Source organism: Priestia sp. YIM B13551, from assembly GCF_042787905.1.
GTDB lineage: Bacteria > Bacillota > Bacilli > Bacillales > Bacillaceae_H > Priestia.
The window spans coordinates 98,273-121,410 of the sequence record NZ_JBHZOX010000009.1; the positions used below are offsets into that span (position 1 = coordinate 98,273).

Below are 23,138 nucleotides of genomic sequence, written 5' to 3' on the forward strand. Positions count from 1 at the left end.
ATTAACGATAAGAATATTACCTTGATGAGAAAACCGGGTAATGAACTGGATAATAATACTCGTTTCTTGGTACTTATATATATGTTCTATATATAACACTCGCTCAAAAAAACTTATTTAAACTTACAAAAACTTATTATACATTAATTTTTGTTGATTAAAAACTTATTATTACTTATAATAAGGAATATAAGTTTTTGATATATCAGTTTTCTTATCTCAGTGAAAAATAACATCTGTATTTTTCTGAATAATTGCTCTAGAAAGAAAATTTTAGATTGAATTTTCATTAATATGTTTGCAGGAGAGGTGGGTTTAAGGTGGAGCAAAAAAATAATGAATTATCACGAAGAAGTTTTATTGGCAAGGCTTCCAAGATTGGAGGAGCTTCCGCAGTTTTAGGGATGTCAGGAGCTATGGGACTTTTTATGGAAGACGATAGGGAACATGTAGAGGCTAAGCAAATAGACAAACAAAAACATCAAAAAAGCCCAAAAAAAGGCGATACATATATGCTATTGAATGTTCGCTTAGAAAGTGGATACGAATATGAAAATGGAAATGTAGTTGCTACTCGCTCTACAATTCGAAATCTAGAGATAAAAAAGGGTATTATATCAAAAATACTAGATACCAAGGAAGCTTACCGTAGAGACATAGACTGTTATGATGTTCAAGGTATGCTATTACTTCCAGGATTTAAGGATATGCACATTCATTTAGATAAAACTTTCTATGGAGGACCATGGAGAGGAGCAGTACATAGAAAAAATATTTTTGACATTATTGAAGTAGAAAAAAAGCTTCTTTTAGAGTTATTGCCCACTGCCCAGGAAAGGGCGGAAAAATTGATTGAGCTTATTATGAGTTTTGGATCTACTTATGTTAGAAGTCACTGTAATATAGATCGAACTGTTGGTCTTCGTAATCTTGAAAAACTAAAAAAAGCCCTAGCAAACTATTCAGATAAGATTTCACACGAGATCGTTGCTTTCCCACAACATGGACTGCTCCTCTCAAACTCTGAGTCACTCTTACGAGAAGCAATGCAGTTAGGCGCTACTCATGTTGGAGGACTAGATCCTACCCTAGTTGATGGAAATATGGAAAAATCTCTACAAACTATGGTACAGATTGCCGTTGATAATAATGCAGGCATTGACATTCATCTTCATGAAGGTGGAGAAACAGGTTTAAAAGCAGTAAATCGCCTTGCAGATTTAACTGAGGAGGCTGGACTTCAAGGAAAAGTAACAATTAGCCATGCCTTCTCACTTGCTTCGTTATCCCCAGATCAGGCTAATGAAACGGCAAACCGTTTAGCTTCCCTGGGGATTTCTATCGCTTCAACCATTCCAATTGGAAAAAACGCTATGCCTATTCCAATTCTACAGAAGCAAAAAGTAAACGTTATGCTTGGAAACGATAGTATCATGGATCATTGGTCTTCCCTTGGAATTGGTGACACCCTAGAAAAAGTACACCTTGCCGCAGATTTATACGGTTGGTCTTATGAATATGAATTATCTCAAGCGCTTTCACTTGCTACAGGAGGCATTACACCGTTAGATAAAGCAGGAAAGCAAGTGTGGCCAAAAGTAGGAGACGAGGCTTCGGTAGTTATTGTTTCTGCAACCTGTTCAGCAGAGGCTGTAGCTCGTTTGCCGAAACGCGCGGCGGTTCTTCATAAAGGTGTATTGTCATCTGGTGAGCTTAGCCACGTAAAAAAATAGACATTACATGTGAGGGGATAATAGAATGCTTCAAAACATTGGAATGCCAGGTTTAATTATTATTTTAGTTATCGCACTTATTATTTTTGGACCTTCAAAGCTTCCCGAAATAGGAAGAGCATTTGGATCAACTTTACGTGAATTCAAAAAATCTACTCGAGATTTAGTACGAGAAGACATAGAAAAAAAAGAGAAAGAAATAAAATAAAACAAAAAGAAGGTGTAGACTAATAGTCTTACACTTTCTTTTTTTACGGAGTGATAGGAACATGTCTGAAAAACAAAACATGAGTGCAATTCAACATCTTGAAGAATTACGAAGACGAATTATTATTATTTTAGCTTTTTTTATAGTTTTTCTACTTATAGCCTTTTTATATGTGCAGGATATCTATCGTTCCCTAGTAAACGATTTACCGTTTAAGCTTGCTTTATTAGGTCCTACAGATATATTATTCGTCTATTTGATGATTGCCACAGTCATAGCAATCGCGGCCACATTGCCTTTCGCATCCTACCAGCTATGGCTTTTTGTAAAACCTGCTTTAACAAAGAGAGAAAGGCAAACAGCTTTAGCTTATATACCAGCTTTATTTCTCTTATTCTTAGGAGGGATTAGCTTTGGATACTTTATCTTATTTCCAATGGTATTAAAGTTTTTAATGTCATTATCCGACGAAATGTTTGCAACTCTTTTTACTACCGAGAAATACTTTAGATTTTTACTTCATATGACATTGCCTTTTGGCTTGTTATTTGAACTTCCAGCTGTTGTGATGTTTCTGACTAGCCTAGGGTTTATTAACCCTCATCGTTTGCAAAAGGTTAGAAAATACGCTTATTTTTTATTAATTATTATATCAATTTTAATAACCCCACCTGACTTTTTATCAGATGTTCTTGTAACAATTCCATTGTTGCTTCTATACGAAGCTAGTATTACATTATCTAAAATTGTATATAGAAAAAAATTAAGGGTTAAAGGAAATACAAGCCACTCTTTTAAATAAACTAAAAATTGATCAGTTCCAATTTTCTATCCTCATGTTGTAACGAATCAAAGTTGAATCTATAATTAGGGGTATGAGGTGAACTTATGTTACAAGATGAACGATTAGAAGCTATTCTTCTCTATCTAAAAGATCATGAACGGATCACGATAGAAACTGTATGTGAAATAAATAATGTATCTAAAGATACTGCACGAAGATATTTGATTAAATTAGAAGAATTAGGAAAGATTGTACGAATAAGAGGAGGAGCTAAAAAGTTATCTTATTCTAATGAACTGTATGATTACAGTCAAAGACTACATATGTCCTCTACAGTTAAAGACAGAATAGGTGAATATGCAGCAACTTTAATTAAGGATGGAGAAAGTTTAATACTAGACGCTTCTACCACCGTACAGTGTGCGGCTAAATATTTGAAAACAAACAATCACACTGTAATTACAAATTCTATAAATGTAGTAAATGAATTAGTGAGGAAAGATCGCATAAAAATAAACATACTTGGAGGGACCCTAGACCCACAGCATCAAGCTATATATGGATCAAGAGCTATTAAGGATATTCAACAATATAAAGTAGACAAATGTATCATCGGTACTTGCGGAATCTCTGAAGAAGGTATATCAACTTCGATAGAAGAAGAAGGCCTTTTGCTTAGAGAAATGATTATGCGTTCACAACAAACTATTTTACTGGCGGATTCAACCAAATTTAATAAATTATTTTTCCAAAAGGTCTGTGGTTTAGAATTGATTGATACGCTTATTACCAACGAAAAACTTCCAAGTAATTTAAAAAAAGAATTAAGCAGGCATTCAGTTGAGGTAATTGATATAACTGACCATTCTTTAAGTCCCCAAATAAAAAAATAAGGATTTTAGAGATAATTCAGTAAATAGACTTCTTGAATATTGTTGTAATGAGGATGAAGCCAGGAGACACTGTTATACAGTACACCCTGGCTTTTAAGTTTCCTTAATACAATAACTTATATAATGAAACGATTATACATGCAGAATTTTGGGTTACTTCTTACTTCGTCCACTACATACGTCAGTATTATTCAAAAGTGAGTATCTATATTTTTGATTTACAAGGTGCCGGAGTAATATTTCCTAGAACAACAGAATATTTAGCTCCAGTTGCTTTTAAAACATTGCTACTTTTTCCATGATATGTTTCATTAGCTAAAAGTGCAAATGCCACAGCTTCCTTCGCTTCAGACGAATAACCAATTTCCTCCTGAGTAAGAACAGAAATAGAATTCCCAATAAGCATTTTAATCATTTTCATTAATGTGAGATTGTAACTTCCTCCTCCTCCTACTATAATTTCGTCAATATCAGTCTTTGGTAAGATAAATTTACGATAGCTATCTACGATAGAACTTGCTGTAAACATAGTGGCAGTGGCTAGAATATCTTCCTTAGATAAATAAGAGAATTTTCTTAGTAGAGTTTCCACATATTGTTTGCCAAACATCTCTCTTCCAGTTGTTTTAGGAGGAGAAGCTGCAATGTAGGAGTGTGACATGCAATAATCCAATAAATCTTTATTTACGTTTCCTTTAGCAGCGAATCGCCCCTCTGTATCATAAGGAATGTCAAATAGTTGTTGACATACTTCATCAATAATCATATTGCCTGGTCCTGTGTCAAAAGCATACATATCATTCAATAGTGCTTCCTTAGGCAACACAGTTACATTTCCAATTCCCCCTATATTTTGAAGCAGTCTTCCCTTTTGTTTATCCTTGTATAGAATATATTCTGTATAAGGTACTAAAGGAGCCCCTTGACCTCCTGCTGCCATGTCCATCGTACGAAAATTTGATATGACTGTTGTATTTGTTTCGTATGCAATAACTGCAGGTTCACCAATTTGAAGCGTTGAAGGAACAAAATTAGCTTCTTTCATAGGCTGATGATAAATAGTCTGTCCGTGAGATCCTATTAAATCTAATTTTTCTAGAGGGAATTTTGCCTTTTCACATACTTTTTTTACTGCCTCTGCAAATAATTTTCCTAATTTAAAATTCAGGCTGCAAATTAACTGGACATTTGATTTTTCTAATGATAAGGCAAGTTTAATCTCATTCTCTATTTCTTTTGAAAATGGATATGTAATAAATTCAATTACCTTTAATTTCGTATCTGTACCACTATTCTCCACAATAATAAGCGCAGCATCAATTCCATCTAGTGATGTACCAGACATTAAACCCACAATATACATAATACTCTTCCCCTTTATGAGTAGATATGTGAATTTTATTTTTCACATCCCCTTGCGAATAACTGCTGTTTACGGAAGTTATTCTCGTTAATAAACGTACAATTAAAATAGATTATTATCAATATTTTATAAAAAAAAATTTTAATTTAATTTAAATATATTGAAATTTAATTTTAAATAAGTTATTCTGTACGTGAGAACGATTTCATAATAAATGAAAAGATAGGATGGTCAATGATGTTAGAACATTTAACTACTGAGACTCGCAATGAAAAAACAATGAATCTGGATGAAATGTCTATTTTAGATTTTCTTACAACCATGAATGAAGAAGATGAAAAAGTTGCGAGTGCGATTAAAAAAGAACTTCCTTCTATTGCGAAAGCTGTAGAAGCTATTATAAAAGCTAAAAAACAAGGTGGTCGTCTTATTTATATAGGAGCAGGAACCAGTGGCCGCATCGGCTTGCTAGATGCTGTTGAGTGTCCACCTACATTTGGTACGAACCCAGATGAAGTAATAGGCTTAATTGCTGGCGGGGAAAAAGCCTTTATCAAAGCAGTAGAAGGAGCAGAAGATAGTAAAGAGTTAGGCATGGAAGACTTACAAAACATTCGACTTACTAAGATGGACATTGTTGTGGGGATTGCAGCAAGTGGTCGTACACCTTATGTCATTGGAGCATTAGAATATGCTAACTCAATTGAAGCTCAAACAGTAGCAGTTAGTTGCAATAAAGATTCTGATATTGGAAAAGTAGCAAACATTGCAATTGAAGTTGTAAACGGTCCTGAAGTATTAACAGGTTCTACTCGTTTGAAAGCTGGAACAGCACAAAAACTGATTTGTAATATGCTTTCGACAGCTTCTATGGTAGGTATCGGAAAAGTGTATGGAAATCTAATGGTAGACGTTCAGCTGACGAATGAAAAGCTTGTAGAGCGCGCAAAACGAATTGTGATGGAAGCAACTTCATGCACGTATGATACGGCAGAAGAGTACTTAGCAAAAGCAAATTGTAATTCTAAGCTTGCTATAGTCATGATTTTAACAGGCCTTTCATACGAGGAATCTTTACATCGTTTAGAACAAACACAAGGATTTATCCGTCAAGCAATCGTTAATTAAGTAGCGAAAATATAAGGGAGATGGGAACAACTATGAGTAAACATCATCAAACAGCTAAAGAACTGCTTCAAGCTCTTGGAGGCAGTTCTAATATAGCTAATTATACACACTGTATGACAAGACTCCGAGTCACCCCAGTGAATCATAATAGAATTGATGAAGCCAGTATAAAACAAGTGAAAGGAGTGGTAGGGGTTGTCGATGATGATACGTATCAAATTATTTTAGGACCAGGAGTAGTTACTAAAGTTGCTGAACAATTTGGTATTGTACTCCAAGAAGATTCTGCAGCTCCTTCACAAGAAGAAGCTTCATCTGAAGATTTGACGTCAAAAGGTGCAGATATGAAATCTGAGCTAAAAAAGAAAAACAATACACCATTTAAAAATTTTTTACGAAAAGTTGGAAGCATTTTCATACCTCTCATTCCAGCATTCGTAGGTGCAGGTTTAATAGCTGGTATTGCCTCTATTTTAGCTAATAGCATAACCGCGGGAGACCTTGATAAAGATACTTGGCAACAATACGTTACGATTCTTAATGTTATTAAAAATGCAATTTTCAGCTATTTAGTTATTTATGTAGGTATTAACGCAGCAAAAGAGTTTGGCGCTACTCCGGCCCTAGGTGGAGTTATCGGGGGTATTACCCTTTTAACGGGAGTTACAGAAGAGTTTCCTATTATGAATATCTTTACTGATCAGCCCTTAACTGCTGGGCAAGGCGGGGTAATCGGCGTTTTAATTGCTGTATGGTTACTCTCATTTTTAGAAAAATTCTTACGTAGATTTATTCCTGATGCAATCGATATTATTGTAACGCCTACAATTGCTCTTCTGATTGTCGGATTGCTAACGATTTTCTTTATTATGCCTTTTGCAGGTCTCATTTCTAGTAATTTAATTGGTGGAATAGATTGGACACTTGAACGTGGAGGGATTTTTGCAGGTTTTGTACTAGGAGTGGCATTTTTACCATTGGTAATGCTAGGTCTGCATCAAGTATTGATCCCTATTCATATTGAAATGATTAATACAGCTGGTATGACCATCTTGCTTCCGATTCTTGCAATGTCTGGTGCTGGACAAGTAGGTGCAACTTTAGCGCTTTGGGTTCGTTGTCGTAAAAATAAATCACTTGTTACGATTATTAAAGGGGCTCTTCCTGTCGGAATATTAGGTATTGGAGAACCACTTATTTACGGAGTTATTCTTCCATTAGGACGCCCATTCATTACTGCTTGTATCGGTGGAGGAATTGGAGGAGCTGTAATTGGAATGTTCGGAAATGTTGGTTCCATTGCTATCGGTCCATCCGGTCTAGCTTTAATTCCATTAATTGCTCACGGGTTATGGCTGAAATATATCATCGGCTTACTTGCAGGATATGCTGGAGGGTTCATCTGCACATATTTATTTGGCATACCAAAAGAGGCTATTACAGAAGGATCTAATAATGAAGAAGTACCTGAAACAAAAGCAAAAACTGAAGTTGCTCCAACAGCTGAAATAGAAGGTACAAATTACACAATTTCAGAAAGCGCCTTCATCCTTCCGTTTGATGGATACGTTATGCCTCTAGAAGATGTTCCTGATACTGTGTTCTCTTCAAAGATGATGGGAGATGGTTTTGCCATCGAACCAACTAATAATACTCTTGTTTCTCCTATCAATGGGGAGGTCGTTAGTATCTTTCCTACAAAACATGCCATAGGTTTGAAAACAGATGAAGGATTAGAAATATTAATTCATGTCGGAATCGAAACTGTAGCTCTAAAAGGACAAGGATTTACATGTCTAGTGGAAGATGGACAAAAAATTAAACAAGGAACGCCTCTTCTAAAGTTAGAGTTAGATTATATTAAAGAGAATGCAAAGTCGATTATAACGCCAGTTATTTTCACAAATTCACCTAAGGAAACGAAGGTAGAGCTAAATAAAACGGGCTATTTTAATCAAGGAACAAATAATATTTTTACATTTTAAATCCGAAAAAGCTGTTCAGTTAGTGAACAGCTTTTTTATATTATTACCTTTATAAATGGTGTTTAATAAATACTTAACATGCCATTTATTTTGGGATTTTCTAATTCTGAAGATAACTTAAACCGATCTCCTGCATAAGCTAAGGTAACATATACAAATGGTCTTTTATTCGTGAGATATAGAACATCCTTAATAACTAATAGTGGGGCATTTTTTTTCAATTGCAAGCACTCTGCGTCTTTTTTGCTTGCAATACTTGCCTCTATAGACTGTTTTCCATGCCCGATCTGAACATTAAAGTTTTCTTCAATAAATCGATGTAAAGAGCAGTTAATATTTTTATCTATTATATGCCCTTTGTATTCTGTAGGAAGAAAAATAGTTTCGACTGCTAGAGGAGTATCATCGGCAAAACGGATACGTTTAATGCATAAGACCTCTGAATGTTCGCTAAGATAAAGGATTCTTTGTACAGTTTTAGGAGGAGAAATTTTTTCAATAGAAAGGATTTCATTTCTAGGAACTTTCCCCTGCTCTTCCATTAGAGATGTAAAACTAGTAGTTGTTAATAATTTTTGTTCAATTTTCTTTTCTAGGATAAAGGTTCCTCGTCCTCTTTGTTTTGATAAGTAACCTTCATCTACTAATTCTTGTATAGATTGTCTTACAGTTAACCTGCTGACTGAAAATAACTCACAGAGCTTCTTTTCAGACGGTATTGTACTTCCAACTACCCATTCTTTTAATTCAATTCTTTGCTTTATGTTTTCTTTAATTTGATAGTAAAGGGGGATGGAAGAATTTTTATTAATCATAAATTTACACCCTTTATCTAAATAATAATTATACGGAATAACTGTATTAAAAAATTTTGCTAAGTAAAATTTCATTTATTTAAGCTTTTATTTCTTTTCCGTTAACTTAGATATAGACTCTCTTGAGCGCGCTATTTCCTTAATGTTCTCGTCAAAATAATTAGAAACATATGTGTAAAATAAAATATCTATCGTCAAAAATTGTGCAAATAATGACGTAGTAGCTGCACTACGATGCTTAGCTTCAGGCGCACGCACATGATGAAGAGAAATATCTACCTTATTTGATAGGCTATTGTTTCCTAAGCGTGACAATCCAATGGTTTTAATTCCAGATGACTTAGCAATATCCACCAACTGTAAGACCTCTTTTGTCTCTCCACTATTAGAAATACAAAAGAAAAGTGCATCCTTATGAGATGAAGCAAGAGCTGTAGCAGTAATATGTGAATCTTGATAAGCACTTATTATTTTTCCTACACGCAGCCACTTATGAGAGATATCTTCTGCTACCAACCAAGATGCTCCCACACCATATACATAAATAACAGGTGTGTCTTTGATAATTTTAATTGTTTGAAGAATAATATCTTCATCTAAGTTTAAGGCTGTTTCCTGAATCACTTGGACGGAGTTAGAAACGATCTTATCTTTAATTGATGCAATTGTTTCATTAGGTTCAATATCATAAAAACCTGCTTTTTCAGGTCGTGAGATATGTGAAGACAATGATACTTTCAATTCAGAAAAGCTACCTACCTCTAGAGATCGACACAGCCTTGTCACAGCTGAACTACTAGCGTTAGCTTGTGCAGCTAGTTCATGTATAGTCATCCGAACCACTTGTTCAGGATGTTCTAAAATGTATTGAGCTACCTTTCTCTCTGATTTTGGTAGTTCGTATAATGAGCTTTCAATTCTTAGTAATACATTTACAGCGTTCATCGTAAATCACTTCCTCAACTTTCTTTATTCATGCTTTTTAAGGCCAAATAATAGCAACCTAATGTTGACGATGTATCTTTTAAAATAAATGTTGTATCAGGCTTATATTTTTTAATCGTCTTAACAAATGTATCTCGAACGAGAGGAATATTTGTTAAAATACTACCTTTAGCAGCAACTTTTATATTATCATGAAAGTGACCTTTCTTATAAACGGAAAGTGTAGTTTGAGCTAAATGCTCTCCTGCCTTTATTAAAATAATTTGAGCTAGCTCATTTCCTTTTGAGGCTTGATCTACCACTATAGGTACAAAAGAGGCGATCTCCCCTTTAGATGCACTGTAAACGAACTTTTTAATTTCTGGTATGTTATAATAATGAAGTTTTTCTAGGATTTCTTTACTTAACGGACTAACAGGTAAACCATAATCTTCCTCCCGGCACATTTGAATAAAAGCTTGTAAAGCAATCCAATACCCACTTCCTTCATCTCCGAGAATGTGTCCCCATCCACCACACGCACATTGAAGGTCTTTATTAATTCCTACGCTAATAGAACCCGTTCCTGAAATAGTTAAGATTCCATCCTCGCCTTTTAAAAGGGCTGCATGTGCAATCACCGCATCACTTACAATTTTAAAGGGAACATTAAATGAGTTTAATAAGGAGTTTTTTAAAAACTCTTTATCTGAAACTCCTTCGTACCCTGCTAAACCCATATAAATATACCTACATCCTTTTAGAGGCAGGGCATTTATACATTGCTTAATAGCATCCAGAATATTGTAAGTAGCCTGTTTTTTATCTACCAGTAAATTTCCATACCCTGCTTTACCTTGACTTAGTATATTCCCATCTAAATCATAAGCAATTGCCTCCGTTTTTGTCCCCCCACCATCTACTCCAATAATATAATTCATTTAACTTTCTCCTTCTTTTTTATATTAAAAAACGGAAGGGACCTCACATCTACCCCCTCCGTATCATTTAGTTAGACAATTTTTTATCTCATTTAATTAAGAAAGCAAATTTCCCCCAAGGTTCTAGATAGTCAAGCAAAAAGATTTCTTCTTTCACTATGTGTCCGACTACATTTATTTTCCCCGAATTCTCCATATCTCTTAAAGCAATTTGCAATTCGCCTTTATATTGTCCGTAAAGTTCATTCTCAATGAGTATATCCCCACGTCTAATATTTGGAGTATAAGTAGGTTTGAATTCTTCTTGCTTATATTTTACACGTGATTGAGTAGAGCGAATAAGGTAATCTGAAACATCCCCCCGGTAAAAATGGGGCTCTTCTAATACGATTTTTCTTTCTAACTCCGATATAGTATTATACAACTCTACATTAAACGTAAGTTTTTCGCTATTTAGCATACTTAGTTGTTTTAACTCTTCCTCAGATGCGTAAGCATTAGCAATAATCACTTCATCGATTAGTTCTGTAGCAAATAAATGTTTTGCTTGAGTTTCAATAGGTAATGCCCTGTGCATTTCCAAAGTACATAAACCCTCTGTGACTGGCCAAGGGCCAAATGTTGCGTCGTTTGAACTAATAAAAGCTGCAGTAGGAATGCCATGCTTCTTGAATTGTTTGGTGCATTTTACAAAATGATCATAGCTGAGTCCTGCATAACGATGAGGATAAAAATTATGCGACCCTACTAAGTTACTTATTTTGGGTTTATACGCCATGATATTATCTAAATAGCTTGTGGCGTTACTCATTGTAATCTCAATTTTTAAATTATACGGGTTATACGTCATCAGAGACTCTTCATTACCTGTAAATCCCATATCAAGTCGAATACCATAAACGCCCAAATCTCCAAAGAATGATAAATCATCATATGAAATGCCTAATTTATTAAAAATACGAGGTGTGATATCCACCATGACTTCCATTCCTAATTCATTGGCAAATTGAATTGACTCTTTAAATTCTCTAATAATAGTTTCTTTATCGCCTTCCACTGAGAGCAAACAGGTAAAGATTTTTTTAAATCCGTATTTATGTGCTAGTGCGATATATGCTTTATCCTTCTCTACTGTAGAATGCTCAGGGTAGATTGAAATACCTAACTTTTTCATAACTTTATTTACCTCTCTTTAAAATTCTACATCATTGTTTAGGAGCTAGTTTTTTAATAATACGAATCATATGTTCAATTAATTTTTGCTCACTAATAGCCGTCATAAGGTGATCTTGCGCATGAATCATTAATAAAGTTTTTTCTGCAGCTTCACCATTAAGCTCAGCTTGAATTAATTTGGTTTGAGTTTTGTGAGCTAGACCTAACTCTTCTGCAGCTTGTTTAATTAGATCTTCTGCTTTCTCAAAATCAAATTCTTCTGCAGCTTGTAAGGCTTCATAAGCTAAACCTCTAGCATTGCCACCATGAGAGATTATCTCAAATATTTCCATTTCATTTTTAGTAGTACCTTCTGTCATATTTTAACACTCCTAAACTTCTATATATTTCAAGTGTAATTTCTTTAAAATTTAAAACTATGATATCTAGAAGAATAAACGTAATTTACCTTCTAATTTATTAATTATTGCTTAAAAAACAACGGTAAATATTCCTTATGTGCTTCTAACAAAGCTTGTAAAACATCTTCAGCTAAATCATCACTAGGAATTAATGGATTAATCGTTAATGCTACTAACGCTTTTTCGAAAGAACCTGTAACAGCTGCTTCAGCACCTAATATTTCAAAAGATTTAATTTGTTGTACAAGCCCTTTAATTTGAACAGGGAGTTTCCCTACCGTAAGTGGAATAGGTCCATTTTTAGTAACCATACAGTTTACCTCTACTGCTGACTCATAATCAATGTCTGCTATAGCACCTTTGTTTTGCACATTTAATACTTGGATATCTTTTTTATCGTTGTAAATAGAAGAAATAACATTACATGCTGCATCGCTATAGTAAGCTCCCCCACGTTTCTCTAATTGAGGAGGTTTAATGTCTAACATCTCATCTTCATATAGTTTAAAGAGCTCTTCTTCTAACTTTTTTACAACCTCAGCTCTTGTTTTTCCTGTTTTATACGCTTCTAATTCTTCTTCTAAAATATCTTTTGTCTTATAAAAATATCGATGATATGGACAAGGAACAACGCCTAGCCCTTTTAAAAATTGCGTGTTCCATGGTAAAGGCGCAATATTTTTCATATTCATTTGAATATCTGGATCTCCAAGCATTTCAAGCACTTTTTGAGTTACTTCTTGATCATCGACGTAAACGTGTAACCCAAACAACATATGATTTAATCCAGCAAACTCAATATATACACGTTTCATTTCTACACCTAGCATCTTAGAGATAGATAGATGCATATTAAATGGTACATTGCACACGCCAATGACATTTTTATGATTGCTATAACGAAGTAACGCTTCCGTTACCATTCCAGCAGGATTAGTAAAATTAATTAACCAGGCATTTGGACAGAGTTCTTGCATTTCTTCTGTGATTTCTAAAAGAACGGGGATAGTTCGCAATCCTTTAAACAAGCCCCCTGCGCCATTTGTTTCTTGTCCAATCATACCCATTTCTAATGGAATACGTTCATCCTTGACTCTAGCATCCAATAATCCTACACGCATTTGAGTTGTTACAAAGTCAGCATCTTTTAAAGCTTGACGACGATCCAATGTTAGGTGGATTTCTATAGGAACCCCTGCTTTTTCAACCATTCGTTTAGCTAAGTTTCCTACTATCTCTAACTTTTCTCTGCCTGCTTCAATATCTACAAGCCATAATTCTCGCACCGGTAATTCGTAGTAACGTTTAATAAAGCCTTCAATCAGCTCTGGTGTATAACTAGAGCCTCCTCCAATTGTAACAATTTTAATTCCCTTCCCCATGTTGCTAACACCTCATTCTAACTTCTTCTAATTTCCTTACGCGTATACAATGAAATAACAAGCTATAGAGCTTAAAAGCAATAAAGACAAGAATAGAATGTAACCTTGTTTCTTGTTCTTAAGCTTACCTTCAACGAAAACAATAAGAATTGTTAGTCCTACACTAATAGCAAATGTATTACCTATATAAAGAGACAATTGCTTATCGATTCCTACAATATTCATTAGAGAGTTAAAGATAAGATTAAAAATAAGAATAAAACTGAAAAACAAAAATGCGCCCTTATAACTAAAAAAATGAAATCTAGATGTTTTGCTCACTCTTCTTCCTCCTAGACTATTATTAATAAAGGAAGTCTGAAGCCACTGTTTCAAACTTCCTTTCATTTACCTTATAGTGCTATATTTGTATCTTCCGATGTTTCAATATTTCCTTCTTGTGCTAATAATTTGCGATCGTACATCTTAAAGAATGGAAGATACACAAAGAAAGAAATCGCAATATTTACAAGTACAAGAATTATGGCTCTCCAATCTCCTCCGGTAGATAGATATGCACCTATAGGAGCTGGTAACGTCCACGGGACCATTACGTATGTTGGATTCACTAACCCTATCGTAGTTGCGATGTAAGCTAACGTTGCACCAATTAAAGGTGTTACAATAAACGGAATAATTAAGATTGGATTTAATACGATTGGCATTCCAAAAATAACAGGCTCATTAATATTAAAAATACTTGGAACAATTGTCGCTTTTGCCATTGTTTTGCTGTAACTTGATTTAGCTACTAGTAACATTGCGAGTACTAAACCTAATGTGGCACCAGAACCCCCAATCCAAATAAACCATTGAAAAAATGTTTCAGGCGCTACATGTGGAATAGCTTTTCCAGCTGCAACTGCTGCCGAATTGTTTGCTAAATATACTTCCCACACAGGACGTGCTACAGCACCTACAACTGATACACCGTGAATACCAAATGACCAGAAGAATGTAATTAAAAACACTGGAATTAATACTCCTGGAAGTGTGTCACCAGCCTTAATAAGTGGTGCCACTGCTTTATCTACAAGTGAATGCAAATCAATTCCAAGAACAACTGTGATGATTGTCATTACAATTAATACAATTGTTACCGGTATTAATGCTTCAAATGAACGTGCTACTGAAGTTGGCACAGAATCAGGCATTTTAATTGTCACATTCTTTGTTTTACAAAAACGTAAAATTTCAACTGCAAAAATAGAAACAATCATTCCTACAAATAAACCGTGTCCCCCTAGGTTTGTCATTGGTAGTACAAACCCTATTTTATCCATCATTTCAACACCTATTGTGAATAAAAAGGCAGCTAAAGATAAAAGTCCCCCCGATAACGGATCGAGCTTATAACTTTGAGATAAGCTATACCCAATCCCAAACGTAATATATAACGTCATGATAAACATTGTTAGACGGTAAGGTATTAAGATGTCTGCTATATGTTTTGCTGACCACTCACCAATTGCCGATTCGGCTGAAACAGGTGGAAATGCAATAATAAGAAATAGACTTCCAAAAATAATGAAAGGTAATGCAGAAACAACACCATCTCGTATTGCACGTAAATGTTTCTGCTCAGACAATTTAGCCATTGGTGTTGATAAATTATTTTCTAAAAAAGCAACAAACTTTTCCATTTATTGTTTTCCCCTTTGATTGGTTAATAGTTAAACTTATCTATTTCATTACTTTTCTAAAAGTTCGTTTACTAGTTTTAATAGTGTTGGACCACCAAGTGGACTGTAAGCTTGAGGTGGAATAACTTGACATGGAACTCCAACTTCATCTGCAGATTGCTTAAAACCATCAAATCGATGTTTTACTTGGGGTGCTACCATGGCTACATCCCAACCATTGCGAACTTCTGCATCAAATTCTTGAGTTCCTACTGCTAAGACCTCTAGATTTAGATTATGCTTTTGCCCTTCTTTTTTTAAAGCGTTTACAACAATAGCACTTGACATTCCACCTGCACATACAAATAAAACCTTCATCTTTTTTATTCCTCCCAATAGTATCTTTTGTTTTTTATGTAACTTTTCTTATAAAGTCTTCAGGGGGTTTTAAACACTCTAGCTCCTTCATACGAAAGACCTGTTAATGTGATCACTGTAGCGATTATAAGTTGAGCATATCCTTTAGTCAGATAATCTGCTTCTATTTATAGTTACATTCAGTATCCTCCATTTTTATAAAGTAAATGATCTTTGCACCGCCTTCATTACTCACCCCCAAAAACTGAAGTCTATCCTTCCCATTCAAACTCGTCGTTTTTTATTAGAGCATTCTGTCTTTAAATGCTCCAACATTACGACTATCCCTTATTTGTTGTAGAAATCAGAATTGAAACCGTTTTCTATAGAAAAGAATATATCACTTTTGAAATTAATTATCAATATTTATTTTATTTTTTGAAAACAAATTTTATTTTAGTCTATGCAACTAGTAATTCAGGAGGTATAATCTTAATTTGATAACGCTTACAAAAATATGAAATGAGGTTATGTGATTGTTTAAGAAACAAAGCAAGAATAAAAGAGCAAGTAAATTACTAGTTTCAACTTTTTTAGGAGGTTCACTCCTCTTATCACCTTCTGTAATGGGGCATGCACAAACATATTCTAAAAAAAGTTTTCAACAAACATCTTACTTAAAGCATGAGCTAAGAGCTACTTGGATGGCCAGTGTATTAAATATAGATTGGCCGTCTAAACCTGGTTTGTCGATAGCTCAACAAAAGTCTGAATTTATAAATTATTTAGAGGAACAAAAAAAGATGGGAATGAACGCGGTTGTTATGCAGATTAAGCCAACTGCAGATGCTTTTTATCCCTCTGAATATGGACTGTGGTCGGAATATTTAACTGGTACACAAGGAAAAGACCCAGGTTATGACCCTTTATCTTTTATGGTAAAAGAAGCTCACAAACGTAATATGGAATTTCATGCGTGGTTTAACCCTTACCGTATTACTATGCCTTTAGGAAAAGAAGCAGCTCTTTCGGACCTTGATAAATTACCAGAAAATCATCCGGCTCGGAAACATCCTGAATGGGTAGTGCCTTATGGACAACAACTTTACTTCAATCCGGGCATTCCCGAAGTACAAAATTTTGTAATCGAAGGTATTATGGAAGTGGTCAAAAACTATGATATAGATGCAGTTCATATGGATGACTATTTTTATCCCTATAAAATTACCGGAAAAAATTTTCCAGATCAGGAAGCATACCAAAGATATGGTGCAAGTAAATTTAACAACATAGAAGATTGGCGCCGCGATAACGTAAATAATCTTGTTAAAAATATTAATAGATCTATTAAAGAAGAAAAACCGTATGTTAAGTTTGGTATTAGCCCATTTGGCGTTTGGCGTAATAAAGCCGTTGATCCTACTGGATCGGAAACTACTGCTGGACAAACAAATTATGACGATTTGTACGCTGATACAAGAACATGGATTAATAATAGGTATATTGATTATATAGCCCCTCAATTATATTGGAATATCGGCTTACCCGTAGCTGATTATGCAAAGCTTCTTGCTTGGTGGACAAAGGAAGTGGAAGGGAAAAATGTTCAGCTCTATATTGGTCAAGCTGATTACAAGATTAATACAAACTTAAATAGCGTACAAAACTGGTTTAATCCAGAAGAGTTACCCAATCAAATAAAACTGAATCGTACCTATAATAATTTTAAAGGTAGTATGCATTTTAGTGCCAAAGATTTGAAAAATAACCCTCTAGGAATTGCAGATCGTTTAACAGAAGATATTTATAAGCAACCTGCATTAGTTCCCCCTATGCCGTGGATTGATAACGAAGCTCCTAAAAAACCTAAGGTTCTTCAGATTAAGAAAAAATTAGGAGAAACGAAATTTAAAATTAGAGAAAACAATCCTGAAGAGGTAGCCTATTATGCTATTTATAGATTTGAGGGTAATCGGGTAGGAAATATCAATGATTCCAAACACCTTCTAACTACCGTTCGAAAAGAGCATAACAATCAAGTATACGTTGATCCAACTTCGGAAAAAGGAGAATCTTATACATATGTCGTGACATCATTAGATCGAAATCATAACGAAAGTAAACCTTCTAACCCTATAAAAGTGGAAGGGAAGTAAATTTCCAACATATATAGAAAATAATACGGAGAGTATTTCATATTTAATATATTGAAAAAAGCTTAATAAGTAGAAAGAGCAGTGATTACTACTGCTCTTTTTTAAGTTAAAGGAATAAAATTTTGAAGTAGTAAACAATAGATTATTAATATAGCATTTGGTAAGTTTTTTAGGGTCTCTCCCCTTCTTATCGCTAATTCTAATATTCACCTAACCGTAAAGTATTCTTCTTTTTTATTTTAACAAAAAGGAAATATTATTTAAAATTTTATTTTTGTTTTTTATATTTTTATTGAAATTTATTTTCATTAAGTGGTAATCTAAAACATGAAATTCTTCCTTCAGTTCTCTATAAAATTATAGATATTTAAATTGCTCATGAATAAAGGAGAATTTCAGCAGTGATGGCGTATATTTGTGATAAGAAGGAAGTGCTACTAATAATGAAAATATGTCAGATTGTAGGTTGCATGAATAAACATGCTGCAAAAGGGTATTGCCACAAGCATTATAAAAGGTTTATAAGAGAAAAAAATGGATTAGCCATCAGGAAAAAAGCTTCACTACAATTGCCTTGCAGGATAGAAGGTTGTAATAAGAAACCTTTTTCTTTAGGCTACTGTCTGAGTCATGCTAAAAAAATAATTGATCCTACTGATCCCTTTTATTATCGTATAGATCAACGGAACCTTTTTAAAATCTGTTCTGTTGATTCCTGTAAAAGACCATCAGATGCAAACGGATATTGCAAAAAGCATTATTCACAATATATGCACAAACAACCCTAAATCAAAGGTAGACTATAAATAAATTGATATTTATCAAAAAAGAGGTAAAAGGGGATAAAATAGATGGTTCGTTTTGGAGTACTTGGAACTAGCTTAATTACAGAAACATTTTTAAATACAGCAAAGCACGTGAAAGACTTCAAGTTAGAAGCTGTATATTCAAGAACTCTAGAAAGAGCAGAAGAGTTTGGTAAGAAATATGGTGTTGATACATTCTTTACAGACTTAGAGGAGATGGCGTGTAGTCCTCAGATTGATGCTGTATATATCGCTACTCCCAATGCATACCATGCTGAACAAGCCATTTTGTTTTTAAGAAATAAAAAGCATGTCTTATGTGAAAAGCCTATGGCTGCAAATGCAATAGAAGTTAAAAAAATGATTAATTGCGCAAAAGCGAATGAGGTATTGCTAATGGAAGCCATGATTCCTACCTTGCTTCCGAACTTTAAAGCTATTAAGGATAATTTACATAAAGTAGGGAGGATTCAACACCTATTTATTAACTACTGCAAGTACTCATCTCGTTATGATGACTATAAAGCAGGGATTGTACATAATGCTTTTAATCCCTTGTACGCTAATGGTGCTTTGATGGATATTGGAGTTTATTGCTTGTATCCACTTATTGCGCTATTTGGTACTCCTACTAAGATAGCAGCAACTAGCAAGATCCTGGATTCAGGGATTGATGGCACGGGTAATGTTCTTTTAAGTTATCCTAACAAAAATGCAATTGTTACTTATTCCAAACTTTCTACTTCCCATTTGCCAAGTGAAATTCAAGGAGAAGATGGTAGCCTTATTATTGATAAAATTGCTACTATAACCAAAGTGAAGTTTTACCATAAAGATGGCGTAGTAGAAGATTTATCACTCAAACAAGATTATCCTTTTATGTATTATGAATTAAAAGAATTTATTGATTTGATTGTTATGGGTAGAAAAGAATCTAAGGTTAACTCTTATAAAAATTCCTATAATACTATGCTTGTTATGGACGAGATTAGAAGGCAAATAGGGGTGAATTTTCCAAACGATATCTATAAATAGGGGTATGTTAAAAAATTATTTGATTGTACATTTACTCCAGTGATAATGACAAGTGATTTTTCTTTTCTATACATAAGTTACTGATAGCTTGAGCAAACTACTCAAGACGCTGTGAAGTGTGCTTTTGGAAATCCTCACTATGTTTTCGAGTTGACAACATGCATTCGTTGAAGAAAAGCCACTGATATACGCCAGTGGCTTTTCTCTTTTTAAGATGTAAATACTATATATCTTTAGTTAACATAAAACACGTTATAGGTATCGGTGTAGTACAAAAAAGAGTTTCTCTATAGCAGTAGACAGAGAAACTCTTTTTGTACCTTTTATATGTAACAACTAACAATTTTGCTCATATAAAAGGTTAAATATTTGTAGGGGGCATTTTTTAATGATTTACCTCAATAATTTAATGCGGGGCTTTTGTTTGTAAAAGTTTAGTCCCCATGCCAATAAAGATAAGTCCAGTTAACTTATTCAAAACAGCTCCAATTTTTTGGTTCCCTCTTAGTTTTGTTGTAACATACGAAGAAAAATACGCAACAAATAAACACCATATTAATCCACTAGCTGTAAAAGTCAATCCTAGAATCAGGAAAGGGATAGGGCCAGAAGCATTTGTATCTATAAATTGCGGAAGAAATGCAATAAAAAACAAAGAAACTTTTGGATTTGTAAGGCTCGTTAGCATCCCTTGTATATATATTTTTTGTATATTAAGTGCATTACTTGTATTCTGAAAGGCTAAGTTGGATCTATCGAGTATCATTTTAACACCTAAATAAACCAAATAGATAACACCAATAATCTTAATCGTATTGAATAAGAAAACAGATTTTACAAGTATCAATGACAATCCAAATGCTACAAATAATGTGTGGACTAAAGAACCTGTAATAATACCTAAAACAGAATATACACCTGCTTTTCTACCTTGTGACATACTTCTTCCAACTATGTACATGGTATCTGCTCCAGGAATTAAGTTTAATAGAATTCCTGTTAGCAAAAACACTTCATAATTTATAATTCCATACATGATTACGCACCTCTTTTTATTTTTAGGGTGCCCTTATCGATATTATAGTATTTTATAAAACATGGGAAGCTTTTTTGTCTTTTTATCTGTATATGGTATACAAACGTAGTTAACATAATGTACCTTATTGGAAATCCCATGCTAAAAAGCCTTATTTCTACTATAATAAGGGCTTTTTATTTGTAAATTTGTAACGTTATGAACAGGAAAGCAATTACGTCATTTTGAAAGAAGCCATACTAAGCTATAACTAGTTACAATTAAGATGAAAGACATTTTAAATAGAGGAAAAAATTTTTACTAACTTTTTAAAAATAGGACTATGTGAAATATCCTTTTTTTATTATAATCTATCTGTATGATGTTACTATGCAATCTTCTCAATTGATCGATGTAATAAAAATCATTTTTAAACCTTTGTTTTTATAGTTACATCCGAGCTAAATGAAACACAAACTAAATACAAACTGAAGGAGAGTAAACAACCCTTGGTATTTTCAATTATTTATGAATTTTTATCTTCTCTACTAATCAAACCTGAATCAAAAATTAAAAAACGCGTTAGTTAGATTAACAATTCATATAGAAAAGATAAAGCCCATCAACTTATTAAGTAAATGGGCTTTTTGTTCATTTTATTTTTTAAATTTATAAGGCAATGTTGTCACAATGACATTTTTTCGATAGAGAAGATGTGCTCTTAGTAATAAGCTTGATTGGTTATGCAATGCGTTATGCCAGCTTTTTCTTGTGATAAATTGGGGAATTAAAACGGTGACAGCCATATGGCTATCATCAGCTCGTTCTTCTACACGATCAATAAAGCGTAAAAGAGGTCCAACTAAGCTTCGATATTGTGAGTAGAATGTAACTAAGCGTATATCCGGATATCGTTCCTTCCATATTTCTTCCATTCTCTTTTCGCTTTCACGGTCAAATGCCACATGGACCGCAATCACGGTGTCTCCAATAATTTTTGCATAGTTGATTGAATTCTCGACAGCTCTTGTTAAGCCTGCAACTGGTATAATGACTACATTTCCTTCTATAGCTACTGCTTCTTTATCTCCCGGCTTGATACGGAGTTGCTTTCCTACCTCTTCATAATGGTTCTTAATACGGTGGAATAGATAAACGATAAGAGGTAAAAAGATTAAAACAGCCCATACTTGTGAGAATTTCGTTGTAAAGAAAATAAGTAGCACAGTGAAGCTGATCAAAGCTCCTATAAAATTGGTCACTAATTTCCCTTGCCAGCCAGCTGGCTTTTCTTTAAGCCATTTTACAATCATGCCCGTTTGAGATAGCGTAAATGGAATAAATACTCCAACCGCATATAAAGGGATTAATCTTTCTGTATTACCTTGAAACGCTATGATGAGCGCAATAGAGGCAATTCCAAGTGTGACAATTCCATTTGAATAGCCCAAACGATCACCACGTATTGTAAACATACGAGGAATATACTTATCTACAGCTAAATTAACAGCCAGTAAAGGAAAGGCTGAAAAGCCTGTATTGGCAGCCAACACTAAAATTAAAGCCGTCGTACCTTGAACAAAATAATAGAAACCATTTCGTCCAAATACCTGGGAAGCAAGCTGCGAAACAACTGTCTCCTCTGCTTTAGGTACAATTCCAAACCAATAAGACAAGAACATGACACCTGAAAACAAAATAGCTAAAATAATGCCCATTGCAACAAGTGTACGTACTGCATTTCTTGCAGCCGGTTGTCTAAAGTTTGTTACAGCATTTGAAATAGCTTCTACGCCTGTAAGGGCTGAACAACCTGATGAAAAAGCGCGTAGTAGTAAAAATAAACTGATTCCTGGCACTGCAGTTCCAATAGCAGGATGAACATCAGGAGAGACCTGACCAGTCGCTACTTTCCATATTCCTATCACTATTAATAGGACCAATGCAACAACAAACAAATAAACGGGATACGCTAATGCTGAAGCAGATTCTGTTACCCCTCTTAAATTCAAAACCATAATAAAAATAACCAATAAGCAAGCGATGATGACTCTATAGTCATGAAGAACAGGAAAAGCAGATGTTAACGCATCTGTTCCAGATGAAATACTTACGGATACGGTTAAAATATAGTCTACTAATAGAGAGCCTCCGGCAATAAGCCCTGCATTCTCTCCAAGGTTATGTTTAGATACAACATAAGCGCCACCACCTTCTGGATAGGCATAAATAATTTGTCGATAAGAAAGAATAAGTGCTGTTAAAAGGATAAGTACACCAATACCTATGGGTATTGAATACCAAAATGCGATCATTCCAATGGTAGCAAGCACAATTAAGACTTGTTCTGGGCCGTACGCCACGGATGAAAGTGC

Annotated in this window: 19 protein-coding genes and 2 pseudogenes; 10 read left to right on the forward strand and 11 right to left on the reverse strand. The window is 34.2% G+C overall.

The features are described 5' to 3' along the window. Window positions 1–512: 512 nt before the first annotated feature. The 4 genes from ACFX4N_RS26880 (at window position 513) to ACFX4N_RS26895 (ending at window position 3,618) form a co-directional block, all read left to right on the forward strand. Window positions 513–1,733 carry an amidohydrolase gene (locus tag ACFX4N_RS26880; RefSeq protein ID WP_244659775.1) on the forward strand — a complete coding sequence of 407 codons (1,221 nt, stop codon included), beginning with the start codon at window positions 513–515 and terminating at the stop codon, window positions 1,731–1,733. Between the two features lie 25 nt (window positions 1,734–1,758). Then, entirely contained in the window at window positions 1,759–1,941 is a 183-nt protein-coding gene (gene tatA, locus ACFX4N_RS26885; RefSeq protein WP_192101100.1) for a twin-arginine translocase TatA/TatE family subunit, read from the forward strand. 61 nt (window positions 1,942–2,002) lie between these two features. Next, window positions 2,003–2,743, forward strand: a complete 741-nt coding sequence (tatC, locus tag ACFX4N_RS26890) for a twin-arginine translocase subunit TatC (protein ID WP_053488543.1) — start codon at window positions 2,003–2,005, stop codon at window positions 2,741–2,743. A gap of 86 nt (window positions 2,744–2,829) precedes the next feature. Then, window positions 2,830–3,618, forward strand: coding sequence for a DeoR/GlpR family DNA-binding transcription regulator (locus ACFX4N_RS26895; protein WP_192101099.1), 789 nt, complete (start codon window positions 2,830–2,832; stop codon window positions 3,616–3,618). A gap of 205 nt (window positions 3,619–3,823) precedes the next feature. Here ACFX4N_RS26895 and anmK read toward each other — a convergent pair whose 3' ends face one another. After that, the gene (anmK, locus tag ACFX4N_RS26900; protein ID WP_192101098.1) at window positions 3,824–4,981 is read right to left on the reverse strand and encodes an anhydro-N-acetylmuramic acid kinase AnmK; all 1,158 of its coding nucleotides are present in this window, start codon (window positions 4,979–4,981) and stop codon (window positions 3,824–3,826) included. Window positions 4,982–5,218: 237 nt separating this feature from the next. Here anmK and murQ point away from each other — a divergent pair, with 237 nt between their 5' ends. From murQ to ACFX4N_RS26915, 3 genes and pseudogenes are all read left to right on the forward strand, one after another. Further along, window positions 5,219–6,109: an N-acetylmuramic acid 6-phosphate etherase gene (murQ, locus tag ACFX4N_RS26905; RefSeq protein WP_029320913.1), complete on the forward strand. Its 891-nt coding sequence runs from the start codon at window positions 5,219–5,221 to the stop codon at window positions 6,107–6,109. Between the two features lie 32 nt (window positions 6,110–6,141). After that, window positions 6,142–7,548 (forward strand): annotated as a pseudogene (locus ACFX4N_RS26910) (PTS transporter subunit EIIC); the annotation flags it as partial. A 120-nt stretch (window positions 7,549–7,668) separates the two neighbouring features. After that, window positions 7,669–8,094: pseudogene (locus tag ACFX4N_RS26915) on the forward strand (PTS sugar transporter subunit IIA); the annotation flags it as partial. A 62-nt stretch (window positions 8,095–8,156) separates the two neighbouring features. Here ACFX4N_RS26915 and ACFX4N_RS26920 read toward each other — a convergent pair. From ACFX4N_RS26920 to ACFX4N_RS26955, 8 genes are all read right to left on the reverse strand, one after another. Next, window positions 8,157–8,909, reverse strand: coding sequence for a GntR family transcriptional regulator (locus ACFX4N_RS26920; RefSeq protein WP_192101096.1), 753 nt, complete (start codon window positions 8,907–8,909; stop codon window positions 8,157–8,159). An 87-nt stretch (window positions 8,910–8,996) separates the two neighbouring features. Further along, a complete protein-coding gene (locus ACFX4N_RS26925; RefSeq protein WP_192101095.1) occupies window positions 8,997–9,854 on the reverse strand; it encodes a MurR/RpiR family transcriptional regulator in 858 nt (285 codons plus the stop codon). A gap of 14 nt (window positions 9,855–9,868) precedes the next feature. Continuing rightward, a complete protein-coding gene (locus ACFX4N_RS26930; protein ID WP_377263350.1) occupies window positions 9,869–10,774 on the reverse strand; it encodes a BadF/BadG/BcrA/BcrD ATPase family protein in 906 nt (301 codons plus the stop codon). A gap of 88 nt (window positions 10,775–10,862) precedes the next feature. After that, window positions 10,863–11,948, reverse strand: coding sequence for a DUF871 domain-containing protein (locus tag ACFX4N_RS26935; protein ID WP_377263351.1), 1,086 nt, complete (start codon window positions 11,946–11,948; stop codon window positions 10,863–10,865). 31 nt (window positions 11,949–11,979) lie between these two features. Continuing rightward, window positions 11,980–12,309: a PTS lactose/cellobiose transporter subunit IIA gene (locus ACFX4N_RS26940; RefSeq protein WP_029320926.1), complete on the reverse strand. Its 330-nt coding sequence runs from the start codon at window positions 12,307–12,309 to the stop codon at window positions 11,980–11,982. Between the two features lie 104 nt (window positions 12,310–12,413). After that, window positions 12,414–13,733, reverse strand: a complete 1,320-nt coding sequence (locus ACFX4N_RS26945) for a 6-phospho-beta-glucosidase (RefSeq protein WP_192101093.1) — start codon at window positions 13,731–13,733, stop codon at window positions 12,414–12,416. A 392-nt stretch (window positions 13,734–14,125) separates the two neighbouring features. Then, on the reverse strand, window positions 14,126–15,415 hold the full coding sequence (locus ACFX4N_RS26950; RefSeq protein WP_053488548.1) for a PTS sugar transporter subunit IIC: 1,290 nt from the start codon (window positions 15,413–15,415) through the stop codon (window positions 14,126–14,128). A gap of 48 nt (window positions 15,416–15,463) precedes the next feature. Next, complete coding sequence (locus ACFX4N_RS26955; protein ID WP_192101092.1) at window positions 15,464–15,772, reverse strand: PTS sugar transporter subunit IIB; 309 nt, start codon at window positions 15,770–15,772, stop codon at window positions 15,464–15,466. Between the two features lie 605 nt (window positions 15,773–16,377). On the opposite strand from ACFX4N_RS26955, the gene ACFX4N_RS26960 reads away from it, so the two are divergent. The 3 genes from ACFX4N_RS26960 (at window position 16,378) to ACFX4N_RS26970 (ending at window position 19,748) form a co-directional block, all read left to right on the forward strand. Beyond that, complete coding sequence (locus tag ACFX4N_RS26960; RefSeq protein ID WP_192101111.1) at window positions 16,378–17,907, forward strand: glycoside hydrolase family 10-like protein; 1,530 nt, start codon at window positions 16,378–16,380, stop codon at window positions 17,905–17,907. 401 nt (window positions 17,908–18,308) lie between these two features. Beyond that, window positions 18,309–18,695, forward strand: coding sequence for a hypothetical protein (locus tag ACFX4N_RS26965; RefSeq protein ID WP_029320932.1), 387 nt, complete (start codon window positions 18,309–18,311; stop codon window positions 18,693–18,695). A gap of 63 nt (window positions 18,696–18,758) precedes the next feature. Then, window positions 18,759–19,748 carry a Gfo/Idh/MocA family protein gene (locus ACFX4N_RS26970; protein WP_192101091.1) on the forward strand — a complete coding sequence of 330 codons (990 nt, stop codon included), beginning with the start codon at window positions 18,759–18,761 and terminating at the stop codon, window positions 19,746–19,748. Window positions 19,749–20,154: 406 nt separating this feature from the next. On the opposite strand, the gene ACFX4N_RS26975 is transcribed toward ACFX4N_RS26970, so the two are convergent. Both ACFX4N_RS26975 and ACFX4N_RS26980 read right to left on the reverse strand, forming a co-directional pair. Then, window positions 20,155–20,784 carry a LysE family translocator gene (locus ACFX4N_RS26975; protein ID WP_192101090.1) on the reverse strand — a complete coding sequence of 210 codons (630 nt, stop codon included), beginning with the start codon at window positions 20,782–20,784 and terminating at the stop codon, window positions 20,155–20,157. A gap of 635 nt (window positions 20,785–21,419) precedes the next feature. Next, window positions 21,420–23,138: APC family permease (locus tag ACFX4N_RS26980; RefSeq protein WP_377263355.1), on the reverse strand; the 1,719-nt coding region annotated here is incomplete at its 5' end.